The organism is Mycolicibacterium helvum, from assembly GCF_010731895.1.
In the GTDB taxonomy this organism is placed as follows: Bacteria; Actinomycetota; Actinomycetes; order Mycobacteriales; family Mycobacteriaceae; genus Mycobacterium; species Mycobacterium helvum.
Map to the genome: position 1 here is coordinate 2739480 of NZ_AP022596.1, position 15740 is coordinate 2755219.

The 15740-nt window shown below is 64.9% G+C and carries 12 protein-coding genes; 3 read left to right on the forward strand and 9 right to left on the reverse strand.

Annotated features, from left to right (window positions below):
• Positions 1-22: 22 nt before the first annotated feature.
• Genes G6N38_RS12720 through G6N38_RS12755 form a run of 8 tightly spaced genes read right to left on the reverse strand, consistent with a single transcriptional unit; the run spans position 23 to position 12233 of the window.
• Positions 23-1402: a flavin monoamine oxidase family protein gene (locus tag G6N38_RS12720; protein WP_163747847.1), complete on the reverse strand. Its 1380-nt coding sequence runs from the start codon at positions 1400-1402 to the stop codon at positions 23-25.
• Between the two features lie 30 nt (positions 1403-1432).
• Positions 1433-2209, reverse strand: a complete 777-nt coding sequence (locus tag G6N38_RS12725; protein ID WP_163747848.1) for an amino acid ABC transporter ATP-binding protein — start codon at positions 2207-2209, stop codon at positions 1433-1435.
• The gene (locus G6N38_RS12730) at positions 2206-3678 is read right to left on the reverse strand and encodes an ABC transporter permease subunit (RefSeq protein WP_163747849.1); all 1473 of its coding nucleotides are present in this window, start codon (positions 3676-3678) and stop codon (positions 2206-2208) included. Before G6N38_RS12730 ends, G6N38_RS12725 begins: the two co-directional genes overlap by 4 nt.
• A gap of 45 nt (positions 3679-3723) precedes the next feature.
• Positions 3724-4608 carry a tRNA glutamyl-Q(34) synthetase GluQRS gene (gene gluQRS, locus G6N38_RS12735; RefSeq protein ID WP_163747850.1) on the reverse strand — a complete coding sequence of 295 codons (885 nt, stop codon included), beginning with the start codon at positions 4606-4608 and terminating at the stop codon, positions 3724-3726.
• Positions 4609-4622: 14 nt separating this feature from the next.
• Positions 4623-7478, reverse strand: a complete 2856-nt coding sequence (locus G6N38_RS12740) for an MMPL/RND family transporter (protein ID WP_163747851.1) — start codon at positions 7476-7478, stop codon at positions 4623-4625.
• On the reverse strand, positions 7475-7912 hold the full coding sequence (locus tag G6N38_RS12745) for an MmpS family transport accessory protein (protein WP_163747852.1): 438 nt from the start codon (positions 7910-7912) through the stop codon (positions 7475-7477). The genes G6N38_RS12740 and G6N38_RS12745 overlap by 4 nt, the downstream gene beginning before the upstream one ends.
• A complete protein-coding gene (locus G6N38_RS12750) occupies positions 7909-9663 on the reverse strand; it encodes an ABC transporter ATP-binding protein (RefSeq protein WP_163747853.1) in 1755 nt (584 codons plus the stop codon). Before G6N38_RS12750 ends, G6N38_RS12745 begins: the two co-directional genes overlap by 4 nt.
• The gene (locus tag G6N38_RS12755) at positions 9660-12233 is read right to left on the reverse strand and encodes an ABC transporter ATP-binding protein/permease (protein WP_163747854.1); all 2574 of its coding nucleotides are present in this window, start codon (positions 12231-12233) and stop codon (positions 9660-9662) included. Before G6N38_RS12755 ends, G6N38_RS12750 begins: the two co-directional genes overlap by 4 nt.
• Positions 12234-12601: 368 nt before the next feature.
• Between G6N38_RS12755 and bfr the strand changes: the two genes are divergently transcribed.
• A complete protein-coding gene (gene bfr / locus G6N38_RS12760; protein ID WP_163747855.1) occupies positions 12602-13090 on the forward strand; it encodes a bacterioferritin in 489 nt (162 codons plus the stop codon).
• Here the strand turns inward: bfr and G6N38_RS12765 are convergent.
• Positions 13087-14157 (reverse strand): ATP-dependent DNA ligase, encoded by a 1071-nt coding sequence (locus tag G6N38_RS12765; RefSeq protein ID WP_163747856.1) that lies wholly within the window; start codon positions 14155-14157, stop codon positions 13087-13089. The two genes, bfr and G6N38_RS12765, sit on opposite strands and share 4 nt — an antisense overlap.
• An 84-nt stretch (positions 14158-14241) precedes the next feature.
• Between G6N38_RS12765 and G6N38_RS12770 the strand changes: the two genes are divergently transcribed.
• Entirely contained in the window at positions 14242-15327 is a 1086-nt protein-coding gene (locus G6N38_RS12770; RefSeq protein WP_163747857.1) for a DNA polymerase domain-containing protein, read from the forward strand.
• Positions 15324-15683, forward strand: a complete 360-nt coding sequence (locus G6N38_RS31190; protein WP_163747858.1) for a PASTA domain-containing protein — start codon at positions 15324-15326, stop codon at positions 15681-15683. The genes G6N38_RS12770 and G6N38_RS31190 overlap by 4 nt, the downstream gene beginning before the upstream one ends.
• The last annotated feature ends 57 nt before the right edge of the window (positions 15684-15740 follow it).

Genomic DNA, 15740 nt, shown 5'->3' on the forward strand with positions numbered 1-15740 from the left:
CCCGAACCGAGCCTTCAGTGTCTCATCGACGCTCAAGGAGTTCGACGACGACTGCCTGGGCCGCCCGCTCGCCGGCGTCGACGGCACCCTCCATATAGGCGCTCCAATAGGTGGCGGTATCCGTTGACGCCCAATGGATCACGCCTATCGGTGCGCTGAGGGCGGGGCCGTACGAAGTCCACACATGGGGGCCGAGGTTGGCGTTGTAGCAGCCGCGCGTCCACTGCCGATCCGACCATTCCCCGTCCACATAGAACTCCGGCTTTGCCGCCTTGCTGCCGTAGTGGCGCACCAGTTCCGCGGTCAGCGCGGCCCGGCGCTCTTCTTCGGGAAGACGCCCGAAGGTGCGGGCCTGGTCGCCTTCCAAGAACATCAGGATCACGCCGTGGTTGTCGCCGGGGATGCAGGTGTCGTTGGACATCCGGGCGGGGCCGGCGTCGGAGATCAGCTGCCCGTTCAAGCCGTCGGCGCGCCAGAAGGGTTCGTCGTAGACGAAGAACGCCTTCATCGACGAACCGTTGGGCAGTCGTTGAGTGAGCTGGTCACGGACGCCGGAAAGTGGCGGGTCGTACATGATTCGGCCCGCAAGCGTCGGCGAGATGGCGACGATCACCCGTCGGCCACGGGCGACCACTCCACCGCGGCAGTGCACGGTGACGCCGGTGGCGGAGTGTTCGATCAGTTGAACCGGAGCGTTGAGCACGATGTGGTCGGTGATCAACGCGGCCAGCCGGCGGGGGATTTCACTGGTGCCGCCGACGAACCGCGTGGTCTGGGCACCACCCTCGGATTCGGCGAACAGCTCCGAGGTCACTCCGCAGGTCTGAATGGTGAACAGCAGATGCAGGAAGGACACCTCGGCAGTGGGCACCGCCAGGATCCCGACCGTACAGATCTCCAGCAGGGTGCGGGCAACCGTCGACAGGCCCTGCGCGTCGTACCAGGCGCCGGCCGTGACACCGTCCCATTCCGCGGCCCGCGGCGCCAACCAGGGCGCCTCCACCGGAACTTCGGCGGCCAACTCGTCGAGGCGGCGCAACACGCGCTCGAGTTCGGCCAACTCGTCGGCGTAGCGGGTGTGAAACTCATTCTCGCGCAGCACGCCGGTGTCGCCGAACTCGTAGGACGTCTCGCCGTCCTCGAACTGCGGGTAGGTCTCGACCCCGAGGTCGGCGGCCAGTGCGAACATCCGCTCGTGGGTATCGCCGATCCACTGGGCGCCGAGCTCCACCGGCAATCCCGGCAGGACTTCCTCGGTGAGGATGCGGCCGCCGACGCGCTCGTCGGCCTCCAGCACCACCGGTTGCAAACCGGCCTCGAGAAGTTTGCGGGCGGCGATCATTCCCGAAAGCCCTGCGCCCACAATGATGACGTCCGCGTCGATGTCCTTCTGCTTCGGCATGGTGGACACTTTGGCACAGGGCCGGTTCGGCTACAGCGGATTGAGGACTCGATCCAGGAACTGCCGGGTGCGCTCCTCCTTCGGATTCCCGATCACCTCCGACGGTGGCCCCTTCTCCAGAATGACGCCACCGTCGGTGAACAGCACCTGGCTGGAAACCTGCTTGGCGAACTGGATTTCGTGGGTGACGATCACCAGCGTCCACCCTTCGACCGCAAGGTCCTTGATCACCGAGAGCACCTCGCCGACCAGTTCGGGGTCCAGCGCTGAGGTCGGTTCGTCGAACAGGACCAGTTTGGGCTTGAGCGCCAGTGCCCTGGCGATACCGACCCGCTGCTGCTGTCCGCCGGACAGTTGGTAGGGATATTGGTCCTTCTTGGCGGCCAGCCCGACCTGGTCGAGGAGTTCGACGGCTTCGGCCACCGCCTCCTCCTTGGGCCGCTTCTGCACGATCACCGGGCCTTCGATGATGTTCTCCAGCACGGTCTTGTGCGGAAACAGGTTGTGCCCCTGGAACACGAAGCCGCTACGGGATTGGAATCTGCGCACCTCGGGTTTGGGTGTCGGCGTCGAGAAGTCGATCTCGATGTCGTCGACCCGGATCACCCCGGCATCGGCCCTGTCGAGCGCGTTGAGCGTGCGTAACAGTGTCGTCTTGCCCGACCCGGACGGCCCGATGATCGCGGTCGCCGTGCCCCGCTCCACGGTGAACGAGACGCCTTTGAGTACCTTGTTGTCGCCGAACGCCTTCTGCACGTTGTCGGCGACGACGCGGTATTCGACCTCGCCGGTGGTGGTGTCAGTCATCGCGCCACGTACCTTTCCAGTCGGCGTTCAAGGCGGCTTTGGCCGAACGAGAGCACCAGGCAGATGATCCAGTAATACACAGCTGCTGTGCCGTACAGCGCGAAGAACTCGAAGGTCGGCGCCGCGGCCACCTGTGCGGTGCGCAGCAGCTCGGTCACCAGGATCGTCGACGCCAGGGAGGTGTCTTTGACCAGAGAGATCAGCGTGTTGGACAGCGGCGGCACCGCCACCCGGGCCGCTTGCGGGAGGATGATCCGCCGCAGCGCGCCGGCGTAGTGGTAGCCGATGGTTTCGGCGGCCTCCCATTGGCCCTTGGGAATGCTCTGGATCGCCGAGCGGATGATCTCAGCCGCGTAGCCGCCGACATTGAGGCTGAAGGCGATCACCGCAGCCAGGAACGGCTCGAGTTTGATACCGATCTGCGGCAGTGCGAAGAAGATGATGAACAACTGCACCAGCAGTGGGGTGCCGCGAATGATCGAAATGTAGAACCGGGAGACGTTCGACACCACCACATTCCTGGACAACCGGCCCAGCGCTACCACGAGCGCAATCACTAGGCCGAAGATGAAGCTGATCACGGTGAGCGGTACGGTCACCGTGATCGCGGCCTTGGCCAGCGGCCACAAGTTGTCGGCGATGAGCTTCCACACTGAGCGGTGGCCGGCTTCGGCTCCGCCGGCCGCCGGCGCCCCGGTGGCGTTGGCCTTCAGATACTTCTGCGAGATCGCCGCCAGCGTGCCGTCGGCCTTCAGCTCATCGAGTGCCTTGTTCAGGTCGGGCAGCAGGCCGCTGTTCTTGCGGGCCGCGAAGCCCTGCTCGCTCTTCTCGCCGATCGTCGCGCCGATCTTGACCGACTGGTTGTTGGTCTCGGCCTGGTAGGCGTGAAAGGCGATGCTGTCGTTGACAACAGCGTCCACCCGGCCCTGGTTGAGTAGGGTGATCGCCTGGGTGAAGCCCTCCACCGGTGCCACTGTCGCGCCGGCGTCGCGGGAGATCTGGGCCCAGTTGCTGGTGATGCTCGCACCGACGGTCTTGTCCTTGAGATCATCGAGGGACTTGATCGAGTCGTCGTTCGCCCGGGTGATGATGACGCCTTCGCCTACCGAGTAGGGTTCGGAGAGGTCGTATTTGCTCTGCCGTTCGGGGGTGATGGTGACTTCGTTGGCCACCACATCGAATCGGTTGGCTTCCAATGCGGCGAAGATAGAATCCCATGGTGTCTGGACGAATTCGACCTTCTTGCCCAGCTTTTGGCCGACTGCGTTAGCGACGTCGACATCGTAACCGGCAAGTTGTCCGGTCGCGGGATCCTGGAAACTGAACGGCGCATAGGTGCCCTCGGTGCCGACTCGCAGCACACCGGAGGACAGCGGACCGCCACCGTCGGGCTGCGATCCGCAGCCGCCCACCAGCACGGCGGCGATCATCGCGATGGCCACTAGCGCAGCGCGTGGTAGGTGACGCATGTGCGGGACTGTAATGAGGCCAGGGATGCCCGCCAAGGGTTGCGATCAAACGGGTTGATATACCCACGGCTCACGGGGAATTTGGGCGGGGTCGAAGCGTCTCAGAAGTTCGGCCATGTCCGCTGCCGGCCAGCCCAGTGATTCGGTGATCAACCCAAAGGCCCGAGGGACCCCCAGCTCGGCCAGGGTCACTGCGCCGTCGCGTTTGGCCAGTCGCTTCCCTTCGGTGTTGACGACCAGCGGCACGTGGGCGTACACCGGCTGCGGATAGCCGAGCAGGTTCGCCAGGTACGCCTGCCGCGGGGAGGACGACAGCAGGTCGTCACCGCGGACTACCTGGTCGATGCCGGACTGCGCATCATCGACGACGACGGCCAGGTTGTAGGCCGGCACGCCGTCACCGCGACGCAACACGAAATCGTCGACCACGCCGGTGTAGCTGCCGTGCACCAGATCGGAGACCCTGTACTCAGCGCTGTCGGCCCGCAGCCGCAGCGCGGGCGGTCGGCCGGTCTCGCGCTTGGCGGTTCGTTCGGCGTCGCTCAACTCGCGACAGGTGCCAGGGTAGGCCCCTTCGGGAGCGTGCGGTGCACGCGGAGCGCCGAGAATATCCTTTCGGCTGCAATAGCATTCGTAGACAAGGCCGCGATCAGCCAGGCGAGCGATCACCGCGTCGTAGCGCTCTCGCTGCCGGGATTGCCACTGCGGCTGGCCATCCCAGGTGACGCCGATGGCGGCCAGATCGGCCAGTTGCTGGTGCGCCACCTCGTCGTGGGTCCGGTCGTCGAGGTCTTCGACGCGCATCAGGAAGCGCCGTCCGGTCGAGCGGGCGAACAGCCACGCGAGCACAGCGGTGCGCAAGTTGCCGATGTGCAAGTCGGCTGACGGGCTCGGGGCGAACCGGCCCGCGCCCGATGTTGGGCGGGTCACGCCCGCAATCTAGCTCAGTTGTGCACCGGAACCGAAGTCTCGGTCGCGGATTTCGTAGGGCGGGCGGGACGGCTACGGACATTGATCGGCCACCAGAACCACCGGCCCAGCAGTGCGGCGATCGCCGGTGTCATGAAGGACCGCACCACAAGGGTGTCCAGTAGCAGTCCCAGCCCGATGGTGGTGCCGATCTGACCGATGATGCGCAGATCGCTGACCACCATCGACGCCATGGTGGCGGCGAACACCAAGCCGGCCACCGTGACGACGCTGCCGGTCCCACCCATCGAGCGGATGATGCCGGTCTTGATACCGGCCGGCAGCTCTTCTTTGAACCGGGACACCAAGAGCAGGTTGTAGTCCGAGCCGACTGCCAGCAGGGCGATCACCGACATCGCCAGCACCAGCCAGTGCAGTTCGATACCGAAGATGTACTGCCAGATGAGGATCGACAGCCCGAAGGCTGCGCCCAACGACGCGACCACGGTCCCCACGATGACCAGCGCTGCGACCAGGCTTCGGGTCACCACCACCATGATCATGAAGATCAGGCACAGCGCAGCGATCCCGGCGATCAGTAGATCGTATTTCGAACCGTCGGCCATGTCTTTGAAGGTGGCCGCCGTGCCCGCCAGGGAAATCTTGGCGTCCTCCAACGGGGTGGCCTTGACCGCCTCGATCGCGGCGACCTTGATCGGTTCGACGAGGGACAGCCCTTCGGGTGATGCCGCATCGCCGCGATGAGAAATGATGAACCGCACCGACTTACCGTCCGGCGACACGAAACTCTTCATCCCGCGCTGGAAGTCAGGGTTGTCGAACACATCAGGCGGCAGATAGAAGGAGTCGTCGTTCTTGGCGTCATCGAAGGCTTTGCCCATGGCCGTCGAGCTCTGGCTCAGCTCATCGAGCTGGTTCCACATGCCCGCCATGGTGCTGTGCGTGGTCAGCATCATCTGCTGCATGTTCTGCATTGTGGTGATCATCGGCGGGACCGTGACCAGCATTTCCGGCAAGAGCCGGTCCAATTCGCCCATGTTGGCGATGACTTTGTCCATGGTGGCGGTCATCGTGTCGACGCCGTCCATGGTGTCGAATATCGACCTGGTGGACCAGCACAATGGGATGTTGTAGCAGTGCGGTTCCCAGTACAGATAGTTGCGGATTGGCCGGTAGAAATCGTCGAAATCAGCTATCCGGTCCCGTAATTCGTGAACCGTTCCCTGGAGTTCGATGGTCTGGCCGACCATGTCGTGCGTCACGCCGGTCATTTGGGACATCAGGTTGTACATGCGCTGCATCGTGGCGACGGTGGTGCCCATCTCATCGGCCTGCCGCTTCATGTCGGCCATCCGGTCCTTCATCAGCTTCATGTTCTGGACCATGCCGACGTTCTGCATGCTGACCAGGAATGGGAGCGATGTGTGGGCGATCGGCATCCCGTCGGGACGGGTGATCGTCTGCACCCGCGCGATACCGGGAACCCGGAAGACGGACTTGGCGATCTTGTCGATGACCAGGAAGTCGGCGGAGTTGCGCAGGTCGTGATCGGCCTGAATCAGCAGTATCTCGGGATTCATCCGAGCCTGGCTGAAGTGCCGGTCGGCGGCCTGAAAGCCCTCGTTGGCCGGGATGTTCTGGGGGATGTATCGAGTGTCGTTGTAGCTGGTGCGGTACCCGGGCAAGGCTGCCAGCCCGAGCAGGACGACGGCCAGCGAGGCGGTAAGGATCGGTCCCGGCCACCGCACGATCGCGGCACCGATCCTGCGCCACATTCGGATTCGCATGGTGCGCTTGGGTTCCAGTAGCCCGAATCGGCTGCCGACTGTGACGATGGCCGGGCCCAGCGTGAGGGCGACCGCGACACCAGCCACGATGCCGGCGGCGCACGGAGGACCCAATGATTGGAAGAACGGCAGTCGGGTGAAGCTCAGGCAGTATGACGCACCGGCAATGGTCAGGCCGGATCCCAGCACGACAGGTGCCGTGCCGTTGAACATTTCGTAGTACGCCGCTTCGCGGTCCGCACCGGCCTGGCGTGCTTCCTGGTAACGGCCGACGAGGAAGATCGCATAATCGGTACCCGCCGCGATCGCCAGTGAGACAAGCAGATTGACGGCAAACGTCGATAGTCCGATGACGTTGTGATAGGCCAGCGCGGCCACGATGCCGCGTGCCGCCGCCACCTGGACCAACACCGTCGCGATCAGCAACACCACTGTCACGATCGAACGGTAGAAGAACAGCAGGATCGTGATGATCACGGCGAAGCTGACCAGCGCGATCTTGGCCATACTGTGTTCGCCGGCAGCTTCGATATCCGCCTGCAGCGCAGCAGGTCCGGTCACATAGGCAGTGACTCCGGCCGGCGGCGGCGTGTCGGTCACCGCCTTGCGCACAGCGGCCACCGACTCGTTGGACTGGGTCGTACCGATGTTGCCGGCCAGGTTCAGCTGAACGTAGACCGCCTTGCCGTCGGAACTCTGCGCCGCCGCCTCGGTCAGTGGATCGCCCCAGAAGTCCTGGACGTGCGTGACGTGAGAGGTATCGGCCCGAAGTTTCTGAATGATGTTGTCGTAGTAGCGGTGTGCGTCCGGACCTAGCGGTTGATCGCCTTCGAGCACGATCATCACAACGCTGTCGGACTCGGACTCCCCGAAGGCGCGGCCCATCTGTGTCATCGCCTGCACCGACGGCGCATCCGGTGCGCTCATCGGCACCGCACGCATCTTGGCTACGGTTTCCAGCGGCGGTATGGCGATGCTGGACACGACGACGACGCCCAGCCAGCCGAGGATGATCGGGATGGCCAGTCTCCGAATCCAGCGCGGCAGCGGCCGGGAATCCCTGAGCGATGACGACGGTGTCATGCCGACTTCACAAAGCAGTAGACGTAGGCACTCACCGCGTCCGCGGTCCGTTCCATCTTGATCTCTCCATCTGCGGTGATGCGGCACCCGATCGAATCGTTATTGCCCTGCGCCAACACATTTCCTGCCATGGCGGGCGCATTCGTGACGATCTCCACCGACCATGGCAACGTTGCCCCGTTGATCTGGTGCGGGGTTCCGCTGTCATCGAGGTAGTTGATGTCGGCGACTGTCCCCGGCGGGCCGAAGATCTGGTAGACCACACGTTTGGGATCCGACTTGCGCTTCTCGTCGGATTTGCTGCCGGCATACGTCGGCAGCTGGTGGGAGCCGAACACTCCGCGGACCCGGGAGACGGCCAAACCACCGGCCGCGATCACCACTACCAGAACCAGCGGAATCCAGAACCGCCTGGCGACACCAAGAATTTTCATACCCGACCGGATGCCTCCGCCGCGATCTGCCAGCCGGCGCTGGTCTCCTGTTGACGCCAGAACTCGGCGAATCGCCCACCGCGCGTGTTGAGTTCGTCGATGGTTCCCTGCTCGAGGATCACACCGTCATTGACGAACAGCACCTGGTCGGCGTTGCGGATGGCGTCGAGCCGGTGCGCGATGATGACCCGGGTGCGCTGATGCGGATCGTCGCTGATCGCCTGGGTGATCGACGCCTCGTTCTCGGTATCCAGCGCGCTGGTCGCCTCGTCGATCAGCAGGACCCCGGCCGGCTTGGCCAGGGCGCGCGCGATGCTGACGCGCTGGCGTTCACCGCCGGACAGCGCGGTGCCGGCCTCGCCGACCTTGGTCTGCGCGCCGTCGGGCAGCCGCTCGACGATATCGTCGACACGAGCCAGGGTCATGGCGCGGTGAATGGTGTCGTCGTCGGCCGCCGGATGGCCGGCCCGGATGTTGTCGGCGATCGTCCCGTCGAACAGGTACGGATGTTGGAACACCACACTGACCAGCGCACGCCGGGCCTCGGGGTCGATTTCGGTGACATCGGTGCCGTCGATGAAGATCTGACCGCGCGTGGGCGTGTGCAGGCCGGCGATCAGGGACAGGATCGTGCTCTTACCCGAACCCGATGGGCCGACGACGGCGGTGGTGGTGGCCGGTTCGAGGGTGAAGGTGACGTTCTTGAGTACCTCGGAGTCTTGGTAGCCAAAGCCCACCGAGCGGAATTCGATTCGGGGCGGACGGGATTCACCGGATGGCAGCGGCCCGCGTCGCGGCTGTTCGTCGAGCGGTGCGGTGACGACGGTGTTCAGCCGGTCCAGCAGCCCGCGAGATGACTCCATGGCGCTGGAAAGATCGGCGAGCACGGTGAAGGGCTCGAGGAACCGCACCATGACGATCGCCAGTGCCACCGCCGAGGGAGCGCCGAGGTGGCCTTGCAATGTCAGCGTCGTGATCGTGCCCGCCAACAGGATCAGCGCGATCTGGCTGGCCACGCTGAACAGAAGCTGACCGGGGATTCCGAATAGCAACAGCCGCAGGGTGGCCCCCCGCACGGCGGTGATGGCCTCCCCGGTCTGGCTACGGGCGGCTGTGACGCGGCGGCTGGCCCGCAATGCTTGCTGGGTGCGGGCGAACTCGACGAGGCGTTCGGTGAGGGCGCTGTGGGCGCTGGCGTCGGCGGCGTCGGCGGCACGGACCAGCCGCTGGCTTGCGGCGAGTGCGCCGAGCATGAATGGCAGCGCGATCGCGGCGGCTACTGCCACCTGCCAGGAGACGAAGAACAGCCCGATGGTGATCGCGGCCGGCAGCAGCAGCGCACCGATGAACGGGCTGAGCAGGTTGGCGATGAAACCGACGAGGTCGGGAGCGCTGGCCGCGATGGCCTGTCGAGCCGCCGCGGTGTTGTCGGCGGTGAACCAGCGCAGGGGAGTTTGGGTGAGCCGGTTGGCCATTGCGTGCTGGGTGGTGTCCGCCAGCGTGAAGCCGATGCCGTAGCCGATGCGTGCCAGGGTCATGTCGATGACCCATCCGCTGACGGTGACCGCGGTGAGCGCGCCGACCCACGGCCAGGCGTCGGCTGGGTCTGAGCCGAACAACACCGCCAGTAGTGGCACCAATAGCAACGCGCTCGCCGCGCGCAGGATGACCGAAATCAGCGACAGCACAACGTAGGTGACGAGTCGCCCCCGTAGGTGTGCGGGGATCAACCGGATCAGGGACCGGATCATCGGGCGACCTCACCGGTCAGCGCACCGGTTGTGTCCGATGTGTTGGCCAGCCTGCTGTCCCACAGGCGCCGGTAGCGGCCGTCGGCGGCAAGCAGCCCGGTGTGGGTGCCGACCTCCGCGATGCGGCCGTGGTCGAGGACGACAATCTGGTCGGCGCCGGTGATGGTGTGCAGCCGGTGTGCGATCACCAACACCGTACGGTTCTGGATGAGTGAGCTGAGTGCTTGTTGCACAAGGTATTCCGATTCTGGATCGGCAAACGCGGTGGCCTCGTCGAGGATCAGGATCGGGGTGTCGGCGAGCAGTGCGCGGGCGATGGTGAGGCGTTGCTTCTCGCCGCCGGACAGCTGGCTGTCGGCCCCGAGGACCGTGTCGTAGCCGGCTGGCAGCCGCAGGATTCGCTCGTGGATCTGTGCGCTGCGTGCTGCGGTCTCCACTTCTGAGGCGCTGGCTTCCGGGCGGGCCAGCGCGATGTTGTCGCGGACCGTGCCCGCCACGAGCTGCACGTCCTGGAACACGAATCCGATCTTCGAATAGAGCTCGTCGGGCTCCCACGATCGGATGTCGCGGCCGTCGATCCGGATCGCGCCGGTGTCAACGTCGTGGAACCGCGCCAGCAGTGCCGCCAGGGTCGACTTGCCCGATCCGGACGGGCCGACCAGGGCGGTCACCGTCGCGGGGTTCAGACCCAGCGTCACATCGTGGATCACCGGCACACCCGGGCGGTAACCGAAGCTGATGCCCTCGAACGTCACCCCGGGGATGGTCGGAGACGACGGCACATCCTGCTGTGTGCTCAATTCGGTCTCGTTGAGCGTGACTGCGATGCGCTTGGCGGCCTGCGTGCCCTCCCTGATACCGCCCAATCCGTAGGCGATGCCCAGCAGGCGGCTGCCAAACGTGGTGCCCAGCACCAGGAATGGCAGCAGCGTGGTCGGGGCGGTCCAGCCGGCTACGACGAACCCGGTGCCTGCCGTCACGATCAGCCACAGGAATGTCGATGGTCGGGTGACCAGATCCATGAAGGTCTTCTTGGCGATGAACGGTCGCTGCCACTCGTTGAGGAAGGCGATGTAGTCGTCCAGGCGCCGGCGGAATGACGAGGCCGCCGCACCGCCGAACACCCGGATCACGGGCTGGCCCTCTAGGAAGGCGGCCGACTCGCCGTTCATCCGCTCGGCCCACTTCGAGGCTTCGGCGATCTTTGGTCCGCTCTGGTACATCATCGTCGCGGTGGTCACGATATAGACGAGGATCGGCAGGAACAGGATCAGCGCGATCCGCCAGTCGACGGAGAACAGGTAGATCAGTACGGCTATCGGCGCGACCACCGCAGCGACCGCGTCGCACACGGCGTGGGTCACCAGGTAGTGCAGCGACAGGGTGTCGTCCTGGATGAGCTTTTTGACCGCGCCGGAGCCGCGATCGGTGAACCAGCCCAACGGCATTCGAGCGAGCTTGTCCAGCAGGCGGCGCCGCACCTCGGCGCTGAACCGCATATCGACCACGTGCAGCCAGAGCACGAGGACCGCGCCCAGCGTGGTGCCGGTGGTCAGTAGCACCACGAACACTGTCACGGTCTTCCACACCCGGGAAGGGTCTGTGCCGCTCAGTAACTGCTGAGTCAACTCGACCAGTACCACGAACGGGGCCAGTTGGAGCAGGGTGAGCAGCGCTTGGAGCACGCCGGCGACGATCAATTGCGATTTCACCGGCGCCAGTAGGTCTTTGCCCGCTTGCGAGCGCCACTTACCCTTGGCGGCAGGGCCGGGCTGGGCGGGCGCGGACGAGGCGGGGACTTCCCTTGCGGGCGCTGGCGCGTCGTCGTCGCGACTGCTGCCCATCTCGCGGCCTCGGGTCCAGTACGCCTGGGCCTTCAGTTCGGTCTTGGGGAACCCGAAGGTGTCCTTCAGGCGCTTGCGCAGGTGCTTGAGCGCGCCGGCTTCGGGGCCGGCCCACGCCGACCAGTTCGACCAATCCCGGTCCTCGATAGCATCCGCCAGCGAGGTGTCGTCGGTTCGGGTCACCCAGTGCAGGCGACGGCGCGGGTGCTCGGTGAGTGGGATGAGTTCGTCCTCGTCGCAGTGGCGTTCGAGATACACCTCGATGTCGACGTCGGGCGGGAGCGCAGCCACGATGGAGTTGATTGCCGGTATCGATGCCGAATCGCCGACGAGGAGGAAGCCCGCTGGCAGTTCCTCCGGGACTTCGAACCGCGTCGACCCAAGGGACACAACCGGGATGGTCATCCCCGGCGCGGCCGCCGAAGCCCAGGCGCAGGCGGGACCGGCGGGCTCGTGCAGTACGACGTCGACGGCGAACCGGCCGGCGTCGGGGTCAGCCCAGACGAGTGTGTAGGCACGCTGGAACTCGGTTTTTCCGCCGGCCGGATCGGGGAACCAGAACCGTAGCCATGTTGTCGGCCCCACGCTGACATCGGAGAATACGGTCGGCGACGACATGGTGATCCGGACGCAGTGCGGGGCGATGTGGGCGACCTGCTCCACGGTCGCGAGGTGATCGCGCCCGCCGAAGCCGCGCAGCATCGCGCCTCCGATGCCTCGTCCCATATCGGTGTCCTCTGCTAGCCGGCCTGCAGGTAGTTAGCTTAACCTAAGCTAACTACGGCCTGGGGCTCCCCGGGGTCGGCGAGATGCCGGCAGTGCAGCGGAATTGGATTACCCGCCGCGGACGCAATTCGAGAGCTCGATAGTTTTCAGCCGACCGCTTATTTCGGCGGTCAACTAAGGCGAGACTAACCGAATTGAGCTGAAGTCAGCCAAGCCTTATCTTATTTGCCGTCGCGGGTCGAAATGTGCCAATCTTCAAGCAACACAACCCGTCTGACCACGATAAGCGGTGCACCGTCGGCGAATCTGTATTACGTTCATCGAATACGGATTTGCTTGCGGTCTGCGATATTTGACAGGAGAAAGCCATGCAAGGCGACAGCGAGATTCTCACTCTCCTCAATCAACAGCTGACAAGCGAACTGACCGCGATCAACCAGTACTTTCTGCACTCGAAGATGCAGGACAACTGGGGCTTCACCGAGCTTGCGAAGCACACCAGGGACGAGTCGTTCGACGAGATGCGCCACGCGGAGCGCGTCACCGACCGGATCCTGCTCCTCGACGGGCTGCCCAACTACCAGCGGATCGGCACGCTGAACATCGGCCAGACGATCCGCGAACAGTTCGAGAGCGACCTGGCCCTCGAGTACGAGGTGGTCAACCGGCTGAAGCCGGCCATCGTGCTCTGCCGCGAGAAGCAGGACTCCACCACGGCCAATCTGTTCGAGGACATCGTGTCCGACGAGGAAAACCACATCGACTACCTCGAGACTCAGCTCGAGCTGATGAACAAGCTTGGTGTGGAGCTGTACTCGGCGCAGTGCGTCTCCCGGCCGCCGGGCGCGCTGGGCTAGCGGGCCTGGAGCCCAGGAATGATGTCGGCAAGACTGAACGTCAGCGGGCGCTCGAGCTGCTCGTAGGTGCACGAGCGCGGGTCGCGGTCGGGCCGCCAGCGATTGAACTGCGCGGTGTGCCGAAACCGCTCACCCTCCATGTGGTCATAGCGCACCTCGACCACCCGCTCGGGCCGCAGTGGCACGAACGAGAGATCTTTCCCCGCGTTCCACCGGGATCCGGCATTCTTCTGGGGCGTGCGCTCGCCTGCCTGGTGCGCCGCCCAGTTCCATGGGTGAAGCTCGAATTCGGTTACCAGAGGCTGTAATTCGGTGAACAGCCGGCGGCGTTCGGCCATCGGAAATGCGCCGATGACACCCACCGACGCCAGGGTGCCGTCGTCCTTGTAGAGCCCGAGGAGTAGCGAACCGATGGCATCCTCTCCCGACTTGTGCACTCGGTAACCCGCGACCACGCAGTCGGCGGTCCGCTCGTGTTTGACCTTGTACATCACTCGCTTGTCGGGCTGGTAGGTGATCATGAGCGGCTTGGCGATCACTCCGTCCAGGCCGGCGCCCTCGAATTCGGAGAACCAGCGCTGCGCGGTCGGCAGATCCGTGGTGGCCGGCGTGACATGAAACGACGGCCCGGCGTCGGCCAGGGCCTGCACCAGAGTGGCGCGCCGCTCGCTGAACGGCCGGCCGGTGTAGTCGTCGTCGCCGAGTGCGAGCAGGTCGAAGGCGACGAACGCCGCCGGGGTTTTCTCGGCGAGCATGCGCACCCGGGAGTCGGCGGGATGGATGCGCTGCTGCAGGGCATCGAAGTCCAGACCCGTCCCGGTGGCGATGACGATCTCACCGTCGATCACGCAGCGCTGCGGCAGCTCGGCCAGGGCGGCGCCGACCAGCTCTGGAAAGTACCGCGTCAGCGGCTTCTCGTTGCGGCTACCGAGGACGACGTCGTCGCCATCGCGAAAGCACACCGACCGAAACCCGTCCCATTTCGGTTCGTAGGAGGCATCGGGCGGTATGGCGGGCACCGACTTGGCGAGCATCGGCGACACCGGGGGATTGACGGGCAGCTGCATCGGTTCATTCTCGTCTCGTCCGGGTTGGCTTCGTGTCGGTAGGTTGAAGAGCGTGAGCGGATTCCAATTCAACCCGTCGCGCTGATGGCGGCCAAGGCTGAAGAGATCGACGTCGACGGTGTCGCCGTCCGGCTCACCAACCCGGACAAGGTGTACTTCCCCAAGCTGGGTTCGAACGGCACCAAGGGGAAGCTGGTCGAGTACTACCGGACAGTGGGAGCCGGCTGGCAGCAGCGCAGCGACTCAGGGAGTGGTCTGAGCCCGTTGCTGACGGCGCTACGGGATCGGCCGACGCATCTGCAGCGCTTCCCCGACGGTATCGAGGGCGAAGAGATCTACCAGAAGCGCGTCCCCGAAAAACATCCCGAATACCTGCAGACCTGCCGGGTGACATTCCCGTCCGGGCGTACCGCCGATGCGTTGAAGGTGACCCACCCGTCGGCGATCGTCTGGGCGGCGCAGATGGGCACAGTGACGTTGCACCCGTGGCAGGTTCGCTGCCCGGACACCGACCACCCCGACGAGCTCCGGGTGGACCTCGACCCGCAGCCGGGCACGGGCTTCGCCGAGGCGCGCACGATCGCTGTCGACATCCTCAAGCCGGTGCTCGACGAACTCGGGTTGATCGGTTTTCCGAAGACGTCCGGCGGGCGCGGGGTGCACGTGTACGTGCGGATCCGGCCGGACTGGGATTTCATCGCGGTGCGCCGAGCTGGGATCGCGCTGGCGCGTGAATTGGAGCGCCGGGCACCCGATCTGGTGACCACCTCGTGGTGGAAAGAGGAACGCGGCAAGCGGGTGTTCATCGACTACAACCAGAATGCCCGTGACCGGACGTTCGCCAGCGCGTACTCGGTGCGGGCGACCCCGATCGCCACCGTCTCCACACCGTTGACGTGGCAGGAGCTGGCAAGCGCCAATCCCGATGATTTCACCATGGCCACCGTGCCGGCACTGATCGCCGAGCGTGGTGACCCGATGGCCGAGCTGGATTCGGTTGTCCAGTCGATTGATCCGCTGCTGGAGATGGTGGCCGCCGACGAGGATCGCGGTCTCGCGGATCTGCCCTACCCGCCGAACTATCCGAAGATGCCGGGCGAACCGCCGCGCGTGCAGCCGAGTAAAAAAGTCGCGGCGAACTGGGATGAGGACGGTAACCCCAAGAAGTGAAAGCACTACGCGCAGTGATTATTGCGGGCTGCACGGTCTGCGTGGTCGGAGGCTGCTCATCGGGTGGTCATGCCGTCGTCGCGACTGATGCGAGTGTCACCAGTGCGCTCGCACCGACTTACACGGCGAGTCCGCCGACGCATCCGCGCGACTCCCTGGTCATGCCCGACCTGCGCGGCATGTACTGGACCGACGCGGATCCAGCTCTTCGTACGCTCGGCTGGACGGGTGTGCTGTCGAAGGCCCCTGATCTGGCGAACTCGCAATACCAGAGCAATCACATTGCCGCGCAGGTGCCGGCCCCCGGCCAAGTCATCGCTAGCGATGCCGTCATCACCTTGCAGTTCGCCCGGTAATGCAGATCGATTGAGCGCTCAATCAACACCTGGCGGTAATAGATGGCCAGCCCGGGT